This is a genomic window from Dyella sp. C11 (genome assembly GCF_003121485.1).
Taxonomy (GTDB): Bacteria; Pseudomonadota; Gammaproteobacteria; order Xanthomonadales; family Rhodanobacteraceae; genus Dyella.
This window is the reverse complement of the sequence record NZ_QAVX01000015.1, coordinates 58,167-76,957: the sequence shown is the minus strand read 5'-3', so window position 1 is coordinate 76,957 and position 18,791 is coordinate 58,167. Positions and strand designations below refer to the sequence as shown.

Sequence of the window (18,791 nt, the reverse complement as noted above, 5' to 3'; positions counted from 1 at the left end):
GCACCTCACTGAGGACAACCGATGCAGGGCGAAAGAAAGTACTGGTTTCCCGCCAAACGCTACGGCTGGGGCTGGGGATTTCCCACCACCTGGCAGGGCGTGCTGGTTTTCATCGCCTATGCGGCGTTGCTGGGATGCGGCATGAAGTGGCTGGTGCATACCCACGAAAACGGCCTGTTCGTGCTCTATGCCGCGCTGCTTACCGCCCTGCTCATGCTGGTGTGCTGGCTGAAGGGTGAGCCGCCGCGCTGGCGCTCGGGTGACAGCGACTGAGCGTGACATTCCTGAAACAGGTTCCCCGGACGTCCAAAAGGTTTCAAACGAACCTGTTGACTGCGGTGCAGCAATCGACATAACGTCGATGCCATGTCGCTGCTTATCGCGCCAGCACGCACGTACCTGAACCCGGCCAACGCCGGGGCTGTGCTGCTGTCCGCCGACGCCACGACCATCGCCACCATGACCACCACCACGACCACTATTACCACCGGGTCGGGGTGGGTTACCGTGCGCGAATAAGTTCCTGACGCAAACGGCCCCGCCCTCGATGAGGCGGGCCGGCGCACACTCCGACTCCCCTCCGCGAGCACGGGCCATCCAACCGGAGAGGCCATCGTGAACGCTGTCGCATCACCTTCGCTCGAACAACCGTCGCTACCGCCACATGCCATGGCGCTGCCGACGACCACCGCGCGCCAGCGCGTCCTCGCCGTGGGCCTGGTCGGTCCCGGTCGTGTCGGCAGCGCCCTGCTGGACCAGCTGCGAACCGCACAGCCTCGACTGCTGCGTGCAGGCCTGGACCTTCGGTTGTGCGGCGTGGCCGCCAGCCGTCGCATGTGGCTGGATGCCGATGATCCCGAGCTCAATGGCCGCCATGACAGCGCGCAAACCTGGCGTCCGAGCAACCTCGACGAATTTGCCGCGCACGTGCGTGGCGACGATGGCCGCCATGCGCTGGTGATCGATTGCAGCGCGAGTGAGGCCGTAGCCTCGCGTTACGCCGAATGGCTGGCCAGCGGCATGCACGTCGTCACGCCCAACAAACTCGCCAGCAGCGGTTCCCTGCCTCGCCTGCACGCCATTCGCGCCGCATGCAGCGGCGGCGCCCGCTTCCGCTACGAGGCCACGGTGTGCGCCGGCCTGCCCGTGGTGCAGACACTGCGTGACCTGCTCGACACCGGTGATGAATTGCTCGCGGTGGAAGGCATGTTCTCCGGCACGCTCGCATGGCTGTGCCATCGCCATGACGGCAACCGTCCGTTCTCCGCACTGGTGCGCGAAGCACACGCGCTGGGTTACACCGAACCCGATCCGCGCGACGACCTTTCCGGCCTGGACGTGGCCCGGAAACTGGTGATCCTGGCGCGCGAAGCGGGCTGGTCGCTCTCGCTGGACGACGTGGACGTACAAAGCCTGGTGCCGCGCGAACTGGCCGAGCTGCCCGCCGATCAAGTGATGGATCATCTGCATCTGCTCGATGCCTCCATGGCCCGCCATGTGGCGAATGCGCAGACGCAAGGCTGCGTGCTGCGCCATGTCGCCAGCCTGGACGCCAAGGGCCATGCCAGCGTGCGCCTGGCCCTGCTGCCGTCCTCGCACCCCTTCGCGCACACGCGTCTCACCGACAACGTCGTACAGTTCACCACCCACCGCTATCGCGAGAACCCGATGCTGGTGCAAGGGCCCGGTGCCGGTCCGGAAGTGACGGCAGCGGGCGTGTTCGCCGACCTGTTGCGCATCGCCGAGTCACTGGAGATGCGCGGATGAATGCTCAACTGATGGAACCTGTGATGGCACCGCAACGCGCGCTGAGCGCACAAGCGATGGCTTATGCCAGCGTCGGCAACGTGGCCGTGGGCTTCGACATTCTTGGCCACAGCGTGGCCGGTGCCGGCGATCGCGCCATCGTGCGCCGCATCGACGAACCCACCGTGCGCATCGCGGCGATCCACGGATGCGTGACGAACCTGCCGCTCGATGCCGCCGCCAATACGGCCGGCGCCGCGTTGCTTTCGTTGCGCCGCGCACTGGGGCTGCGCCACGGATTCGAAGTGGAACTGCACAAGGGCATCGCGCTCGGCTCCGGCATGGGCGGTTCCGCTGCCTCCTGCGTTGCCGCGCTGGTGGCTGCGAATGCCTTGCTGGAACGTTCGCTGCCGCGCGAAGCGCTCTACGGCTTCGCGCTGGATGGTGAGGCCGTGGCCAGCGGCAGCCGCCATGGCGACAACCTGGGTCCCATGCTGTTGGGTGGTCTGGTGTTGTCCACCCGCGATCGCCTGCTGCGTTTGTCTGTGCCCGAGCACTGGCATTGCGCACTGGTGCATCCACACGTGGTACTCGAAACGCGCGAGGCTCGCGCCGTGCTCTCCAAGGGTTTCGACCTGCACGACGTCGTGGCGCAACACGCCAACCTCGCCCTGTTCCTCACCGGCTGCCAGCGCGGCGACGCGGAGCTGGTACGCGAAGGCCTGAAGGACGTGCTGGTGGAACCAAGGCGCGCGCCGCTGGTCCCAGGATTCGCGCGCGTGAAACAGGCGGCTCTGGATCACGCGGCGCTCGGCGCAAGCATTTCCGGCGCCGGTCCCAGTGTCTTCGGCTGGTACGAGCATCGTGCGGATGCCGAACGCGCCGCGGCAGCCATGGCGGCTGCCTTCGCGGAAGAAGGCCTGGCCAGCGACGTGCTGGTATCACCCATCAATGGACCGGCTGCCGCGCTGGTCGACGAGGAAACGGCATGAGTGAGCCGTTGCAATACCGCAGCACCCGTGGCGCAAGACACGCGGCGCGCATCGAAGACGTGATCGCCGCGGGGCTTGCACCCGATGGGGGCCTTTACGTACCCGAAGCACTGCCCCAACTGGATGCCTCCGACTTCGATCCCGAAGGTTCGCTGGCCGATACCGCCACGACGCTGCTCGATCCGTTCTTCCGTGGGTCATCGCTGGCCCGCGAACTTCCGGCCATCTGCCGCGAAGCACTGGATTTCGATGTACCGCTGCGCCCGTTGGCGTATCGCGACGATGCATCCGTACTTGAGCTGTTCCATGGGCCCAGCGCTGCGTTCAAGGACGTGGGTGCACGTTTCCTCGCCGCCTGTTTCCGGCGTTTGCGTCGCGACGCGGAAGCGCCACTCACCATACTCGTGGCTACCTCGGGCGATACCGGCGCTGCCGTGGCAGCAGCCTTCCACCGGCAGCCCGGCGTTCGCGTGGTGATCCTTTATCCCGATGGACGCGTATCGCCCCGGCAGGCGCATCAACTGGGATGCTTCGGCGACAACGTGCAGGCACTGCGCGTGGCCGGCACCTTCGACGACTGCCAGCGCATGGTGAAGGCCGCGCTCAACGATGCGGAACTGCAGCAGCGCGTGCCGCTGTCGTCGGCCAACAGCATCAGCCTTGGACGCCTGCTGCCGCAGATGAGCTATTACGCGCATGCCTCGCTGGCATGGTGGCGCGACCATCGCGTACCGCTCAACTTCATCGTGCCTACCGGCAATCTCGGCAACGCGCTTGCGTGTGTGTGGGTGCGCGACATGGGCTTGCCGGTGGGTGAAATCCACCTCGCATGCAACGCCAACGCCACGCTCAGTGATTATTTCGACGGCTCGCCGTATTCACCGCGACCGGCCATCGCCACGCTGGCAAACGCGATGGATGTAGGTGCACCCAGCAATTTCGAGCGCCTGCGCTGGACCTTCCCGCACGACCACGAACTGCGACTTCAGCTGCACGCCACCAGCGTGGATGACGACACCATTCGCGAAACCATCGTGCGCCACGCGCGCGACCACGGAGAAGTGTTCTGCCCGCATACGGCGACGGCGGCCCACCTGCTCGACAGCATGAGTGTGACCGGCCTGCCGTGGGCGATTGTCTCCACGGCGCATCCGGCGAAGTTCGACAGCGTGGTGGAGCCGTTGATCGGTCGGCAGCTCGATGTGCCGCCAGCGCTCCAGGCCATGCTCAATCGACCCGCCCATGCAGAGCCCATGGCCGCAAGCGAGGCTGCATTAAAGACATGGCTTCAACAGCACCAGAAAAGCATCGACACCGTGACGGGCTGAGCGGCACGACAACTTCTGTGGGAGCAAACTCACAAGGATTGGAGTCCTGGTGTCTGTAGGAGCCCACTTGTGGGCGACCACCATTACCGCATCCTGAAAACGTGGAATGGTCGCGCACAAGTGCGCTCCTACACTGCCGTCGGTTCAGTCGCGCCTCATCGCCTCCTGTGGGAGTGCACCCTGTGCGCGACAGGCGAGGCATTTCGTTGTCTGGCAGTCGCGCACAGGGTGAGCTCCACAAGGATTGCAGTCCCGGTGCCTGTAGGAGCCCACTTGTGGGCGACCACCGTTACCGCATCCTGAAAACGTGGCGTGGTCGCGCACAAGTGCGCTCCTACACTGCCATCGACTCAGTCGCTCCTCATCGCCTTCTGTGGGAGCGCACCTGTGCGCGACTATGGGATGGCGCATCGCATGACAGTCGCGCACAGGGTGCGCTCCCACAAGGTTTCGCTTCGTCAATCGTCCAGCACGGCGCCGTTCGTCTCGATCACACTCGCGTAGAACTTCGCCGTTGCCTTGGGTGTGCGCTTCAACGTGGCGAAATCCACGTGGTAGAGGCCAAAGCGCTTCGCGAAACCCAGCGACCATTCCAGGTTGTCCATCAACGACCACGCGTAGTAGCCCTTGACGTTCACGCCCTGCTGGATGGCATGGTGCATGGCCTTCAGGTGCTTGCGAAGGTAGCTGGTGCGCAGCGGGTCCTGCACCACATCGCCTTCGGCCACGGGCGCGTCGTAGAACGCGGAGCCGTTCTCGGTGACGTAGAGCGGAATGTCGCCGTAGCGGTCCTTGAACCAAGTGAACATGTCGGTGAAGGCTTGCTCGTGCACTTCCCAGCCGGTTTCCGTGTGCGTGGTGTTGGGCTGCTTCACCGGCACGGCTTTCAGCGGATACGCGTTGGGGTCGTTTTTCACGACGGCGCGCGTGTAGTAGTTCAAGCCGACGAAATCCACCTTCTGCCTGGTCAGCTTGAAATCGTCCTCGGGGAAATCCGGCCACGCCGGCCCGAAGATTTCCTTCAGTTCCGGCGGATAGCTGCCCAGCAGCGCGGGATCGGCGAACTGCTCGTTCATGTACGCCTGCGCACGACGCGTGGCAGCGATGTCTTCAGGACTGTTCGACGCCGGATATTTCGGCTCGATGTTGAACACCACGCCGATCTCGTGCTTGCCCAGCGCGCGATATGCCTGGATGCCGGCGCCGCTGGCGCGCATCAGGTTGTGCGCGGCGATGGGCGCTTCGTACTTGCTGCGATGACCCGGCGCCAGCGTGCCGTGCAGGTAACCGCCATCGGTGACCACCCACGGCTCGTTGAGCGTGGTCCAGCGCTTCACGCGGTCATCCAGCGCCTTGAACATCTCACCGGCGTATTCGGCGAACCAGTTCGCGATGTCGCGATTGAGCCAGCCGCCACGATCATCCAGTGCAGTGGGAAGATCCCAATGGAACAGCGTGGCGTTCGGCTCGATGCCGTTCTCGAGCAGCTCGTCCACCAGGCGCGAATAGAAGTCCACGCCTTTCTGGTTGATGCGGCCAGTGCCCTCGGGCAACACGCGCGCCCACGCAATGCTGAAGCGGTAACCCTGCAGGCCGAGCGCGCGCATCAGCTGCACGTCGCCCTTGGTGCGGTTGTAGTGATCGCAGGCGATGTCGCCGGTGTCGCCGTTGGCCATCATGCCGGGCGTGTGCGCGAAGCGCTCCCAGATGCTCGGACCCGCACCGTCGGCCAGGGGAGAGCCTTCGATCTGATAGGCCGAGGTCGCGGCGCCCCAATGGAAGCCTTGGGGAAAGCGATAGCTCTGCGTCATTGTGAAAGATCCCCTATGCCGCAGTGCGGCTTGATGTAAACGATTACATGCTGAGAATAGCCGAGCGCGCCACGCATGTGCAGCGGTGGCGCACACATTCGGATACGGTGAGCCATGAAGCCACCAGAGAAACGGAGCGAAGCGCGTTGATGGCCACGGTGAATCTGGATCGCGTCAGCAAGGTGTACCCCAATGGCCACGTCGGTGTGGCCGAAGCCACCTTCGATATCGCCGATGGCGAACTGCTCGTGCTGGTGGGCCCGTCGGGCTGCGGCAAGACCACGCTGCTGCGCATGATCGCCGGCCTGGAAACCATTTCGTCCGGCACGCTGAGCATCGACGGTCGCGTGGTGAACGACGTGTCGCCGAAGGACCGCGACATCGCGATGGTGTTCCAGAACTACGCGCTGTATCCGCACATGACCGTCGCCGAGAACCTCGCGTTCGGATTGCGCCTGCGCGGCAAGACGAAGGCGCAGATCGACCAGCGCATTCACCAGGCGGCCAGGCAGCTGGAACTGGAACATCGACTGGATGCGCTGCCGGCGGCGCTCTCCGGCGGCCAGCGCCAGCGCGTGGCGCTTGGACGCGCCCTGGTGCGCGAACCAAAGGTATTCCTGCTCGACGAGCCGCTGTCCAATCTCGACGCCAAGCTGCGTTTGTCCATGCGCGTGGAGATCGCGCGACTGCATCGGCAACTTGGTGCCACCATGATCTACGTGACGCACGACCAGGTGGAAGCGATGACGCTGGGGCAGCGCATCGTGGTGCTCAACGGCGGCCAGATCCAGCAGATCGACACGCCCATGCGGCTCTACGAGAAACCCGCCAACCTGTTCGTCGCGGGTTTCCTGGGATCGCCGGCCATGAACCTGCTGCGTGGTCATCTGCGTCACGGCGACGGCTGGCTGCTCGACACACCGCACGGCGAGATGCGCCTGGGTACGCTCGCCATGCAGGGCCAGGAGCTGCTGGGCTGGATCGATCGCGAGATCGTACTTGGCGTTCGCCCGGAAGACCTTCGCCCGTGCGATGAAGCAAACGCCATGCTGAGCGCCACGCTTGAGGTTGTCGAGCCGGTGGGCAACGAAATGTTCCTCAACCTTCGCCGCAACGGACAGACACTGGTGTCGCGCGTACCGCCCGCTGCCCTGCCCGACGCGGGCAGCGTGATGCACTTCGCGTTGGCGCTCGATCGACTGCATATGTTTGATCCGACCTCCGGCATACGACTGGCCTGAGCTGCGCATCAGCCTTTCACGCTGCCCATCAGCAACCCTTCGATGTAGTAGCGCTGCATGGCGAGGAACAGCGCCAGCACGGGAACCACGGTGACCACGGAACCGGCCATCATCAACTCGCTGTCCTGCGCGTGTTCGCGCGCCAGCGAGGCAAGCCCCAGCGGCAGCGTGTAGTGCTCCTGCCCGGTCAGGGCGATCAGCGGCCACATGAAGTCGTTCCACGCGGTGAGGAACGTGAAGATGGCCAGCGTCACCATGATGGGCTTGAGCAAGGGCAACACGATGCGGGCGAAAATGCGCCATTCGCTGGCGCCGTCGATGCGCGCCGCCTCCAGCAGTTCGTCGGGAATGCCACGCGCGTACTGGCGCACGAGAAACACACCGAATGCCGTGGCCATGGCGGGCATGATCACGGCGGCGTAGCTGTTCACCAGATGCAGGTACTTGAGCATCAGGAACAGCGGCATCATGGCGACCTGCGCGGGAATCACCAGCATGCCCAGCATGAGCTGGAAAAGACGTTCGCGCCCGGCGAAGCGCAGCTTGGCAAAGGCATAGCCCGCCATCAGGTTGAACGCGAGCGACAACACGGTGATGGCCGTGGCTATCGCAAAGCTGTTGAACAGGTAGTGGCCAACGCCCGCGCGCAGGAACAACACTTCGTAGTTATTCCATGTGGGATGCGCAGGCCACAGCGGCGGCGGAAGGCTGCCTGCCTCGCCCGGCCGCATGAACGACACCGCCAGCATCCACAGCAACGGAAAGATCGCGACCAGTGCGCCGCCGATCAGCAGGCCATGGACAAGTGCCTTTGCCATGCGAGGACTCATGCCGCCTCACCCCGACGCCCGATGCGCAACATGAGCGCGGTGACCACGAACATGATCACGAACAGCAGGAACGCCACCGCGGATGCACTGCCGAAGTTCCACCATTTGAAGCCTTCGTTGTACATCAGGTAGAGCACGCTGGTGGTGCTTTGCAGCGGACCGCCTTCCGTCATCACGTAGGGCTCGGCGAACAATTGGAAATAGCCCGACACGGTGAGGATGGCGACCATCAGCAAGGTAGGCCCGAGCATGGGCAGCGTGATGTGCCGGAACTGCTGCCATGCCGAGGCGCCATCGATGCGCGCGGCTTCATACAGGTCGCGTGGAATGGCCTGCAAGCCGGCCAGGAAGATGATCATGTTGTAGCCAAAGTTCTTCCACACCGCGAACAGGATGATCGAGGGCATGGCCCAGTGAGGATCACCCAGCCAGTCCACTGGGTGAATCCCCACCAGGCCGAGCACGTAGTTCAACCACCCGTACTTGGTGTTGAAGATGTAGCGCCATACCACCGCGACGGCGACCACGGTGGTAACCACCGGCGCGAACAGTGCGGTGCGGAAGAACGTCTTGAAACGGACAAGCGGTGAATTGAGCAGCAGCGCCGCGCACAGCGACACCGCGATCGACAGCGGCACGCCCACGAGCACGAAGTAGAACGTATGGCCCAGCGCCGACCAGAATTTGCGCTGGTGCAGCAGGTCCCAATAGTTGCCCAGTGCGACGAAACGCAGGTGGCGAATATCCGCCAGCGCGTACAGGTCGTAATCGGTCAGGCTGAGGCCCAATGCCGCGATCACCGGCAACAGGAAGAAGATGCCGAGCACCAGCAGCGCCGGTGTCAGGAACCACCATGCCGCGTGCTGGCGGTTCATGGTGCGGCCTTCGCGGCGCGCGGATGATCGAGTATCCAGCGGCGCTTCTCCAGGATGCGATCGGCGCGGCGATCCATTTCCTCGGCGGCCTGATCCACCGTCAGTTCACCCGCGACAGCCTGTGCCGCCACCAGCTGCATCTCGTTGACGATCTGTTCCCACTCGGGCACGGATGGCGTGGCCCTGACATGTTCCAGCTGTTCCCGGAACGCCTGCACTTTCGGATCGGTACGCAGGCTGCCGCCATCCCACGCGCTGCGGCGTGCCGGCATGTCGCCCAGCAGATCGTAGAAGCGTTGCTGCACGTCGGGCCGCGAGAGGTATTCGATCAGGGCCCAAGCGTCGTCCTTGTGCTTTGAATGGCGAAACACCACGAGGCTCGATCCACCGGCTGCACCGACGCCGGCACTGTCGGGGCCAGGCAGCGGCGCCGTCGCCCATTCGCCCTCGTCGGCAGGCAATCGCTGTCGAAACTCGCCAATATTCCACGGCCCGGAGAAGTAGAACGCGTAAACCCCGCGCCCGAATTCTTCCCACGGGTTACCGGCTTCCACCGCCGTTATGGCCGGCGCCTGGCGCTGGTGGAACGTATCCACGTAGAACGCCAACGCACGCTTGAACCCTTCGCTGCGGAAGTTGCCGTAGCGTCCGCCGTCGCGAAGCATGGACTCGGGCTGCTGGAGCGCCAGCGACATCAGCTGTTCGTACTCGTTGGTCGGCAGCAGGATGCCGTAGATGCCGCGATCCGGGTGGCTCAACGCCGCCAGCATCTGCCGCCATTGCGCCCAGTCCTGTGGTGGCGTGTCGAACCCGGCGGCCTTCAGCAGGTCGCGTCGATAGAACAGCAAGCGCGTGTCCACGTACCACGGGATGCCATACAGCTCGCCATCCACCAGGTTGGTGGACCAGATGTGCGCGAAGTAGTCGTCCGGCTTCACGATGGTTGATGCATCGACCCGCCGCTGCAGCGGGTCGATGGCGCGCAACGCCACGAACTCGGGTAGCCACGTGTTGCCGAGCTGGCTGAGGTCCGGCGTGGAATCGCCCGCGAATGCCGTGAGCAATTTCTGGTGCGCTGCGCTCAACGGCATCTGCTGCACCTTGACGTGGATGTCCGGGTGCTCGCGCTCGAACTCAGGCAGCAGCTTCACCACGGCCTCACCTTCGCGGCCGATGGTCCAGAAGGTCAGCGTGCGCGAATCGTTCGACGATGAGCAACCCGCCAGCAACAGCACAGCGAGAACCCGCAGACAGCGCACTGTCCGGTTCGTCACGGTGCTGCCGGGGCGGGATGGTTCAGGCATCGATTACGACTTCTTGTGATCCAGCCAGCCGCCGGTGAAGCCGGCGCGCTCCAGGCCCTTGCGGACGTACGGGTTCTTGCGCATCACGTTCCATACGAAACCGCTGCGCCAGTTCTCGATCATCAGCACGATGGGGCCCTGGTCAATGCCAATCTGCTTGTCGTCGGCCCAGCCCATGTTTGGCACTACACGACCTTCCTTCGGCGTTGTGCCGGTGTCGTAGCTCGGGTTGAAGGCATCGACGAAACCGTACTTGCCATACACCGCGTCACCGTAGCGCTTCTTCATCTCCAGCAACGCCGGTACCACGATTTCCGGCGCAAACGCGATGGAACCGCCAGCGGCTGTCGGCGCGATGGTACCGTCATCGGAGATGTAATCCAGGCCTGCGCCACGCGCGGTGTAACCGTAGAATGCACGCGTGCTGCCATCGTCGCGCTTCACCACGGCGTCGCCCGGGCCATTGCATGCGGTGAGGCCCCAGATGTTCTCGCCGTAGTCCTCCCAATGGTTGGGGTTGGCGATGGCGTAGCTGCGCTGCGCGTAGGTCGCCTGGCGACTGTTCTCGAAGTAGTCCATGTCGTGGTCGCGGCTCCATTGATCACGGATGCCGCGGAAATCGATCCACGACTCGCTGTACTGGTGGCCGAACATGGGTGCGAAGTTGAGGAACGTGCGTCCCTGGAACTCGCCCCACTGCTTGGGATACGTGCTGGCCCATGCCTGCCACGCATCGTCGCTCACCGGGTGCGTGGGCGAGCCCATCGCCAGCACGTACACCAGCATGCCTTCGTCGTAACCCTTCCAGTTCGCCGGAATGAACTTGCCGCCCGGTGTCCAGCCCATGCTGATCAGCGGCGCCTTGGGCTGCATCCAGGTCCATTCGACGCGCCGATAGATGGTGTCGGCCAGGTCGCGGATCTGCTTTTCCTTCGCGTCGTGCTTGTCGAAATAGGTCTGCGCGAACAGCACGCCACCAAGCAGCAGCGTGGTATCCACGCTCGACAGTTCCACGCCGCGGCCGTAGCGCTTGCCGGTCTTCATGTCGAGGAAGTGATAGAAGAAGCCGTGATAGCCGGTGGCGTCGTCTTCGCTGTCGTTCTGCGCGGCGTCGTTGAAGAAACGCAAGGTGGCCAGCGTGCGATCCACCGCCTGCTCGCGCGTCACGTAGCCTCGTTCCACGCCCACGCCATAGGCGGTGAGTGCGAAGCCCACCGAGGCAATGCTGGCGAACGAGTCGCCCGGCCAATGATCGGGCACCAGGCCGGTCTTTGGATCGGCGCTGTCCCAGAACCACTGGAAAGTGCGTTGCTCCAGCTCGTCGATGGCGGCGCGCTGGTCCTGTGGCAATGCGCCGTACTTCAGGCTGGGTGCGTCACTGGCCGTGGGTGCCGCCGTGACCGTGCCGACGGCGAGGGTGAGTGCGCCGAACAGGACGGCGCGCAGAAGTCGCTTGCTCATGATTCGTTTGTCCTGACGCATGACCGATACCTCCACGCAGGTGCCGATGATGCTCTCAAAGAGAGGCCCGCAAAATGCGGGCCTCATGAAATGCCATCGTCCTGATGGCTTGGGGGGGTGCCACTTAGAAATTGATACCAGCGGTGACCTTGAGGGTACGCGTGTAACCGGTGATGTCGCCGGTGGGGTTGTAGATCACGGCACGCTTGTTCAACACGCCGTTGGAACCCCAGCTCTCGATATAGGTGGCGTAGTTGTTCCAGTTGAACGCGTTGAGCAGATCGATGCGCACGTAGCCGTTGAAGTTGCCCCAGATCTTGAAGTTCTTCGTCGCCTGCAGGTCCAGGTCGCGGTAACCGAACACCTTGCCGCCGATCAGGAACTTGCCTTCGCCGGGCGGATGGATCGACACGGACTGGCAACCGGCACCGTTCACGCTGCCGATTTCCTCACCCGTGGCCGGCAGGCCGTAGCACGCCAGGTTGAGATCGGGGATCGGCGTGGCCAACGTCAGCTTGCTGCCGAACACGAAACCCCACGGACCATCCAGCGAGCCGGTGGCGACCAGGCGGTGACGCGCCACGCCGGCACCCGTGTACGGGTAGGCGCCGATGCTGGAGAAGTCGAACGCGTACTGGTCGGTCGGATCGTTGTTGTCGTTGTTCTGCACGGCGTTCGTGTAGGTGTACGCGAACGATGCGCTCCAGTGCGAATCCACCGTATAGGGCTTCTCGGCGGAGATCAGGAACTGGTTGGTCTTGGTCTTCAGGCCGCTGTTGCCGATGATCAGGCTGCCGAAGCCCGGGATGCCGTAGCTCCACGGCTGGCTGCCGTTCTGCCAGAAGCTGCCGTCCGGATAGCGGTTGCCCAGCGTGTACACGATGCCGTCGTGACTCTTGATGTTCACGAAGCTGACGCTGGTATTCCAGTCACCGATCTTGTTGCGCATGCCGATGCTCATCTGATCGGAATACGGCGCCTTCAGGTTGTTGTTGACCAGGTCCACTTCCTTGCCGGCGGTGGTGCCTGCGACGAGTGCCTGCAACGCAGCGATGTTCAGGTACGCCGGGTTCCAGTCCAGGCACGACGGGCCGAGCGCGCACGGCACCAGCGGCGTGTTGAAGTTCAGCGTGGGCTGCGACAGCACCGACTTGGTCTGCTCGACCTGCAGCGATTCGTACAGGTTGCGATCGTACGAACGGCCCCAGCCACCGAAGATGACGTGCTCTTCGTCGCCGAACAGGTCGTTGGAGAAGCCCAGGCGCGGCTGGATTTCGTTCTTCTTCGCCTTGCGGTTGTTGCCGGTGGAGATGTAGTCGTTGATGTTCACGCCGCCCTTGGCGAGCGTCTGTGCGTAGGTCTGGCCCGCGGGTGCGTTCGGGTCCTGCGAGTAGAGTGCGGACACGACGTCGGCCGGCGTGACGTAGTCGAGGTACGACGGCGTCTTTTCGTAGTCCCAACGCACGCCCAGGTTGAAGGTCCAGTGGTCGTCCACCTGCCAGTCGTCCTGGATGTAGGTGCCGAACTGCTTGTCGCGGCTGGTCGCCACCGGACTCTCGCCCGGCACCGGGGAACCGAACTGCACCTTGTACGGAATGGACTCGGTGCCATCCGGACCCACGGCGTAGGTGTACAGCGCGTTGGTGTCGCCCGCGTCCTGCGCGGTCAGCTTCACCGACTTGAACTTCACGCCCATCTTGATGACGTGGTCACCGTGCCACTGCACGTCGTTGAGGGTGAAGTCGTCGGAGATGGCCGGACCCTTCTGGCCCTTGTTCTGGTACGACAGCGGCGAGGAGCCATCCGTCAGGATGGTCTGGTTCTGGTCGTTGTAAGCCGTGTAGGCCGCGCCGTAGCCCGTGGTGATGGGCGTGGGGTTGTAGACCGCGTCCTCGTAGGTGGCCTGCAGGCGGTTGAACCAGCTGTCGGTGCTGTGATCCCAGCGGATGTCGAAGCGCTTGTCGGTGTTGCGCGTATCGAGCGCCGAGTTCGCCGTGCTGGCGCCGCCGATGCCGCTGATGGCGGTTTCGTCGCGGTACTTGCCGCTCACTTCGATGCGGTCGCGGTCCGTCGGCTCCCAGTCCACCTTGCCGAACCAGTTGTTTTCCTTGAACGGCAACGCGGCAGGGCCGATGCCGTCCTTCGCACTCTGCGGCAGGTTGGCCCACAGGGTGGAATCGCCGGTCGGCGACACGGTGATCGGGCTGTCGAATTCCTTGCCTTCATAGGCGAGGTAGAAGTGCGCCTGATCCTTCAGGATCGGGCCGCCGATGTCGAAACCGTAGTCCTTCTCCTTGGAAGGCACTTTCTTGCCGTCAGCCTGTTCGGCCGGCGTTTCCGCACGCATGGCGGTGTTGGTGAAGCTACCGAACACGTCACCGTGGAATTCGTTGGTGCCCGACTTGGTTTCGGCCGTGACCGCCGCACTGGACAGCTGGTCGTATTCGGCCTTGTAGTTGGACGTGATGACCTTGTACTCGGCCACCGCCAGCTGCGGGAACGGATTGCCCTGGCTGTTGTTCTGGCCAGTGACGCCGCCGGGCAGCACGTAGTTCTTCTGGCCCACGCCGTCGATGTAGACGTTGATGTTGGAGCTGGCCTGTGCACCGGAGCGCAGGCTGGTGTTGCCGTTGGCATCGCGCGTGAACACCATGCCCGGCACGGTATCGGCGAACTCGAGGAAGTTGCGCGAGGCAGCCGGCGTGGTCTCGATCTGGCGCAGCGACACCAGCTGGCCCACTTCGGACGTCTTCACTTCCTGCAGCGTGGTGGCGTTGACGGTGACCCCGCCCAGGTTCTGGGCATTGGCGGCGCTGGCCGACGTTGCCGCGCCTGCCGCGGCGGGGGCGGCGAGGTTCAACTGGAACGTGGAGGCCACGGTCACGGTGACCGTGCGCTCGGTGCCCGGGCCGGCATCCACCTGGTAGGTGCCTGGCGTCAGGCCGACCAGCGCGTAGCTGCCGCTCTTGTCCGAGTGCGTACGACGGGAAGCACCGGTCGCGGTGTTCTTGGCGACCACGTCGGTGTCGGCGGGAGCCTGGCCGCGAATGGTCGCGTCAGAGCTCTGCGCCCAGCTGATGGCCGGTGCGGTGGAAGCCATGGCAACAGCGATGGCAGCGGCAAGTAAACGTTTACTTTTCTGAGTTTGATTAGTCATCTGGATCTCCCCTCCCACAAAAGGCCGCCGCTCAGACGAGCGCCGGAGGATGTTTCGTTGCAACGTTGGTCTGATGTGCACCGCACGATTCGCGTACGACAACGTCGCAACGCAAGGTGCGGGTGTTGGAGCCGGCGTGGCCCTTGCCTTCCATGAGCTCGGTGAGCAGGAGCAGCGCGCTCTTGCCCAAATCCGCAATGCTGACGCTCACGGTACTGAGCGAAGGCGAGACGTACCGTGCGATGAGGATGTCGTCGAAACCGGCGATCGCGATGTCTTCGGGCACGCGAATGCCGGCTTCCTTGAAGGCGTACAGGCAACCCACCGCCATCATGTCGTTGGCGGCGAACACGGCGCGCGGACGCTTGGCCTGGGCCAGCAGTTCGCGACCGGCGCGATAGCCCGATTCTTCGCTGAAGTCGCCGGCCACGATGTTGAGCTTCGCCTTGGGCGCGAGCTGGCCCATCGCCGCGCGATAGCCTTTCTCGCGCTGCTGTGCGTCGTAGTTGCCGGCGGGACCGTTGATGAAGGCCACCGATGCGTGGCCGGTATCGAGAAGATGCTTCACCATCGCCTGTGCACCGGCGACGTTGTCCATGTTGATCGACGGATAGCGCGGGTTGTCGACCGGGCTGTCCAGCAACACCGCGGGCAAATCCGACGGCAGGTTGTGATCGAGGAAGTCGCCGTCGACGAACTCGGACAGGATGATCATGCCGTCCACCCGGCCACGCATGGTACGCACGGCCGCGGCGGCATCTTCCACGCCGTCGTGCGAGCTGGAGACGAGCAGGTGCAGGCCCTTGGCGCGCGCGGCCAGATCGATGCCGCGGATGAGTTCGGAGAAGAACTCGCCATACAGGTCGGGCAGCACGGCGCCAATGGTGTGGGTGCGACCGGTGATGAGGCTGCGCGCGGCGCTGTCGGGCACGTAATGCAGGCGGGCAGCCGCCTTGCGCACGGCGGCCTGCGTTTCCGCGGTGACGCCACCCAGTCCGTTGAGCACGCGCGACACCGAAGCGATCGAGACCTTCGCCTCGCGCGCCACATCCTTGATGGTGGCCTTCTTGGTGGTCACATCAGCTCCCGGGACACGGCAATCAGCGGCGCTCCCCCAGCGCGTTGCGGCGGAACGTAAACGTTTTCATCAAAACTTGTAAAGGGACGTTTTCGGCGGTTTTTCGCTGCACCGCAAAAGCCAACGACGGAAGAACTTGCCGTAGCCGCGCACGGTAAAGCGGTCGACGCAGCATCAGGCCATACGGCAGTGCAACATCGATCGCTAAAATTTCGGTAGGGAAAGGGTTAGCGAAGTGAAGCTGACGTCAGCCTGCGCCGTCCTTCGTGTGCGAAAACATCCAGGGCCAGAGCTCCGGCGAATCGTAAGTGGGCACCCAGGAACCGTGGTTCACACCCGGAAATTCCGTGTAACGCACTTCGTCGCCGGAAGCGGTGAGCGCCTTGTTCATCGCGCGCGAATCGGCCGGAGGCACCTGGTCGTCCAAAGCGCCATGGAAGATCCACACCGGCGTGGGCTTCACCTTGCTGGCCACCCAGGCGTACGGGTCGGCACCCTTGGGCACACCGTAAACCTTCAGCTCCGGCATGTCGTCCAGCCCGACAATGCCGCCGCAAATGGGCGCAGCGGCGGCAAACATGCCCGGATGGTCCACCGCGACCTGCCACACACCGTAGCCGCCCATCGAGAGGCCGGTGAGGTAAAGCCGCGAACGATCGCCGTGGTAGGTGGCGATGCTCTTTTCGAGCGCGGCCACGGCAGCGCGTTCCACCTCGCCGCTCCACACCGTGTCGTCCGGTGCCTGCGGGGCCACCACGACCGCGGGGAAATCCGCGCCATGCTTGTCGAGCCACGGCGGCAGGCCTTGCTTGAGCTGGGCTTCGTTGTCGTTGCCCCGCTCGCCGCTGCCATGCAGGAACAGCACCACCGGCCACGAACGATTCGCCGTCCAGTCGCGGGGCACGAACACCTGGAAGGGATAGCGGTGACCGTTCACCGTCACCTCGCTGGCGACGAAGTGTGCGTCGGACGCATGCGATGCCGAGACCATGCCCAGCAGCATCACGGCCGCCAACCAACCCGCGCGCTTCATCACCATGTTCGCTCTCCCGCTTGTCCGTTCGCCGGAGAGTAACGGCCTTTGCAGCCGCGAACCAAGCGAGGCGGGCCGCTGAACGCCCGCCCCACTTTTTCGTCGAAGCCTCTTCAGGCCAGCGCGGCAAGCACCTGCTCGGTCGAGCGCACGCGGCCCAGGCGCGGGAAGATGTTTTCCACGGCAAAGCGGTGGTGATCGGCGTCGCTGGAGCTCATGGCGTCTTCCACCAGCACCTGGTTGAAGCCCAGCTCGAAGGCGTTGCGCGCGGTCGATTCCACGCCAATGTTGGTGGACACGCCGCCCAGCACGATCTGCGTGATGCCACGACGGCGCAGCTGCAGTTCCAGCTCGGTGCCATGGAACGCGCCCCACTGGCGCTTGACGATATGGATGTCGCCATCGGTCACGTTGAGCTCGTCGGCGTACTCCATCCAGTTGTCGGGCAGCGTGAAGTTGCGCGGCGTCTCGTCGGTCACCGGATGCAGCATGTCGCCGGCATCCTTCGACCAGCCCACGCGCACCAGTACCACCGGCGCCTTCAGTTCACGGAAACGGGCGGCGAGGCGGCCGGCGCGCTCGTTCACCTCGGCGCTGGTGTGCGGGCCGCCAGCAAAGGGAGCGATGCCCTTCTGCAGGTCGATCAGGACAAGAGCGGTGGTGCGGGGATCTAGCTTTTCCATGGGGAAGCTCCACGAGTGCGGGGTTGAAAACGTAGGGATGGGCCGTGCGGTCAGGCGTTGTGCGACGGGTATTCCCCTCATCGTCATTCCCGCGAAAGCGGGAATCCAGTGTCTTTCAACGCGCAGGGACGCCGGAAAAAGTCGCTGGATTCCCGCTTTCGCGGGAATGACGGTGAGGCAAGATGGCCGGTCGAAGCACCGCCCAACGTCGTCCGGAAAACCTCTAATATATGAGGGTAACCTCACATTGGAGTTTATGAGGGTGGCCTCACAAAACACAACCCCGGGCGCCCGCGCGCCCAGCCGTCGCCGTGGCCACGAACGCGTGGCGGCGCTGCTTTCGGCCGCCTCCGACTGCTTTGTCGAAAAAGGTTACGACGCCACCACCATGACCGAGATCGCCGCCCGCGCGGAGGCTTCCATCGGTTCGCTGTACCAGTTTTTCCCCACCAAGGAAGCGCTGGCCGAGGCATTGATCACCAATCTCGCCAACGGCCTGAACGAGCGCATGGAACGCCTGGTGGCGCAGACACCGGACTGGACCACGGAAGAACTTGCGGCAAAGCTGGTGCGCACATTCGTCGATTACCGCAAACAGCATCCGGCCTTCGCCGTGCTGGCCGAGATGGCGCCGTCGCTGCCATCCATGCTGGGTCGCACCATTCGCCAGCGCATGCGCGATTACTTGAGCCAGATCGTAGCGATTCACGCGCCCGGCATCGCGGCTGGCGAACTGCGCCCCGCAGCGATGGTGGTTCAGCAGTTCATGAAAGCAGCAGTCGCGCTCGACAGCGAGCAACCGGCCACCCTGCGTAAATCCGCTCAAAACCAGCTGCAACAGGCACTTTCGCTGTATCTCGGCGCACTCTCTTCGCGCTGATCGTCGCTACGCCGTGCGCGTGCGTGTTGTGCGCGCGTAAGACGTCCAGCCATCTGGACGTCCGAATGCGTGGTTCGACACACGATTTAAACATTTTCAAAAGAAACTGTTGACAACCTGTCGGACGGGCCGTTAGGTTCGTCTGCATGTCGCAGCGCAACAGCCACGATCGCATCGCCGAACCCATTGGTCCCCCGACCAACGTCGGCGTGCTGCGCCTTCGCAACAACCTCCTTCTTGCCCTTGTACTCGTACTCCTTATTACCAACGGAGGTGCGGGCTGAGGGCGTGTGTCCAGGTAAAGCAAAACCAACCTAGATACCCAACTCAAAACCCCGCACCCGGAAACGGATGCGGGGTTTTTTGTTGCCC

At 63.9% G+C, this 18,791-nt stretch carries 17 protein-coding genes; 8 read left to right on the top strand and 9 right to left on the bottom strand.

Annotated elements, in window-relative coordinates; translation table 11 throughout:
- Window positions 1-21 precede the first annotated feature (21 nt).
- From DK366_RS14550 to thrC, 5 genes are all read left to right on the top strand, one after another.
- Window positions 22-273: a hypothetical protein gene (locus DK366_RS14550; RefSeq protein ID WP_109126276.1), complete on the top strand. Its 252-nt coding sequence runs from the start codon at window positions 22-24 to the stop codon at window positions 271-273.
- 93 nt (window positions 274-366) lie between these two features.
- Window positions 367-519: a hypothetical protein gene (locus DK366_RS21270; protein WP_157956553.1), complete on the top strand. Its 153-nt coding sequence runs from the start codon at window positions 367-369 to the stop codon at window positions 517-519.
- Between the two features lie 150 nt (window positions 520-669).
- Complete coding sequence (locus DK366_RS14545) at window positions 670-1,767, top strand: homoserine dehydrogenase (RefSeq protein WP_109126275.1); 1,098 nt, start codon at window positions 670-672, stop codon at window positions 1,765-1,767.
- A complete protein-coding gene (locus DK366_RS14540) occupies window positions 1,764-2,738 on the top strand; it encodes a homoserine kinase (RefSeq protein WP_109126274.1) in 975 nt (324 codons plus the stop codon). Before DK366_RS14545 ends, DK366_RS14540 begins: the two co-directional genes overlap by 4 nt.
- Window positions 2,735-4,066 (top strand): threonine synthase, encoded by a 1,332-nt coding sequence (thrC, locus tag DK366_RS14535; RefSeq protein ID WP_109126273.1) that lies wholly within the window; start codon window positions 2,735-2,737, stop codon window positions 4,064-4,066. The genes DK366_RS14540 and thrC overlap by 4 nt, the downstream gene beginning before the upstream one ends.
- 458 nt (window positions 4,067-4,524) lie before the next feature.
- Here the strand turns inward: thrC and DK366_RS14530 are convergent, their stop codons facing one another.
- Window positions 4,525-5,877 carry a GH1 family beta-glucosidase gene (locus tag DK366_RS14530; protein WP_109126272.1) on the bottom strand — a complete coding sequence of 451 codons (1,353 nt, stop codon included), beginning with the start codon at window positions 5,875-5,877 and terminating at the stop codon, window positions 4,525-4,527.
- Window positions 5,878-6,026: 149 nt separating this feature from the next.
- Between DK366_RS14530 and ugpC the strand changes: the two genes are divergently transcribed.
- Window positions 6,027-7,118 carry a sn-glycerol-3-phosphate ABC transporter ATP-binding protein UgpC gene (gene ugpC, locus DK366_RS14525; protein ID WP_109126271.1) on the top strand — a complete coding sequence of 364 codons (1,092 nt, stop codon included), beginning with the start codon at window positions 6,027-6,029 and terminating at the stop codon, window positions 7,116-7,118.
- Between the two features lie 8 nt (window positions 7,119-7,126).
- On the opposite strand, the gene DK366_RS14520 is transcribed toward ugpC, so the two are convergent.
- From DK366_RS14520 to DK366_RS14485, 8 genes are all read right to left on the bottom strand, one after another.
- Window positions 7,127-7,948: a carbohydrate ABC transporter permease gene (locus DK366_RS14520; RefSeq protein WP_109126270.1), complete on the bottom strand. Its 822-nt coding sequence runs from the start codon at window positions 7,946-7,948 to the stop codon at window positions 7,127-7,129.
- Window positions 7,945-8,823 (bottom strand): sugar ABC transporter permease, encoded by an 879-nt coding sequence (locus tag DK366_RS14515; protein WP_109126269.1) that lies wholly within the window; start codon window positions 8,821-8,823, stop codon window positions 7,945-7,947. The genes DK366_RS14520 and DK366_RS14515 overlap by 4 nt, the downstream gene beginning before the upstream one ends.
- Window positions 8,820-10,127 (bottom strand): sugar ABC transporter substrate-binding protein, encoded by a 1,308-nt coding sequence (locus DK366_RS14510; protein WP_109126268.1) that lies wholly within the window; start codon window positions 10,125-10,127, stop codon window positions 8,820-8,822. Before DK366_RS14510 ends, DK366_RS14515 begins: the two co-directional genes overlap by 4 nt.
- Window positions 10,128-10,130: 3 nt before the next feature.
- Entirely contained in the window at window positions 10,131-11,588 is a 1,458-nt protein-coding gene (locus DK366_RS14505) for a glucoamylase family protein (RefSeq protein WP_109126313.1), read from the bottom strand.
- A gap of 124 nt (window positions 11,589-11,712) precedes the next feature.
- Entirely contained in the window at window positions 11,713-14,745 is a 3,033-nt protein-coding gene (locus tag DK366_RS14500; RefSeq protein ID WP_232821061.1) for a TonB-dependent receptor, read from the bottom strand.
- A 31-nt stretch (window positions 14,746-14,776) separates the two neighbouring features.
- Window positions 14,777-15,823 carry a LacI family DNA-binding transcriptional regulator gene (locus tag DK366_RS14495; RefSeq protein ID WP_109126266.1) on the bottom strand — a complete coding sequence of 349 codons (1,047 nt, stop codon included), beginning with the start codon at window positions 15,821-15,823 and terminating at the stop codon, window positions 14,777-14,779.
- Between the two features lie 247 nt (window positions 15,824-16,070).
- The gene (locus DK366_RS14490; protein ID WP_232821060.1) at window positions 16,071-16,862 is read right to left on the bottom strand and encodes a prolyl oligopeptidase family serine peptidase; all 792 of its coding nucleotides are present in this window, start codon (window positions 16,860-16,862) and stop codon (window positions 16,071-16,073) included.
- Between the two features lie 107 nt (window positions 16,863-16,969).
- Entirely contained in the window at window positions 16,970-17,539 is a 570-nt protein-coding gene (locus tag DK366_RS14485; protein WP_109126265.1) for a hydrolase, read from the bottom strand.
- Between the two features lie 262 nt (window positions 17,540-17,801).
- Between DK366_RS14485 and DK366_RS14480 the strand changes: the two genes are divergently transcribed.
- Together DK366_RS14480 and DK366_RS21265 are read left to right on the top strand one after the other, a co-directional pair.
- Window positions 17,802-18,419, top strand: coding sequence for a TetR/AcrR family transcriptional regulator (locus tag DK366_RS14480; protein ID WP_198651563.1), 618 nt, complete (start codon window positions 17,802-17,804; stop codon window positions 18,417-18,419).
- Window positions 18,420-18,565: 146 nt separating this feature from the next.
- Window positions 18,566-18,703, top strand: a complete 138-nt coding sequence (locus DK366_RS21265; protein ID WP_157956551.1) for a hypothetical protein — start codon at window positions 18,566-18,568, stop codon at window positions 18,701-18,703.
- Window positions 18,704-18,791: the final 88 nt, after the last annotated feature.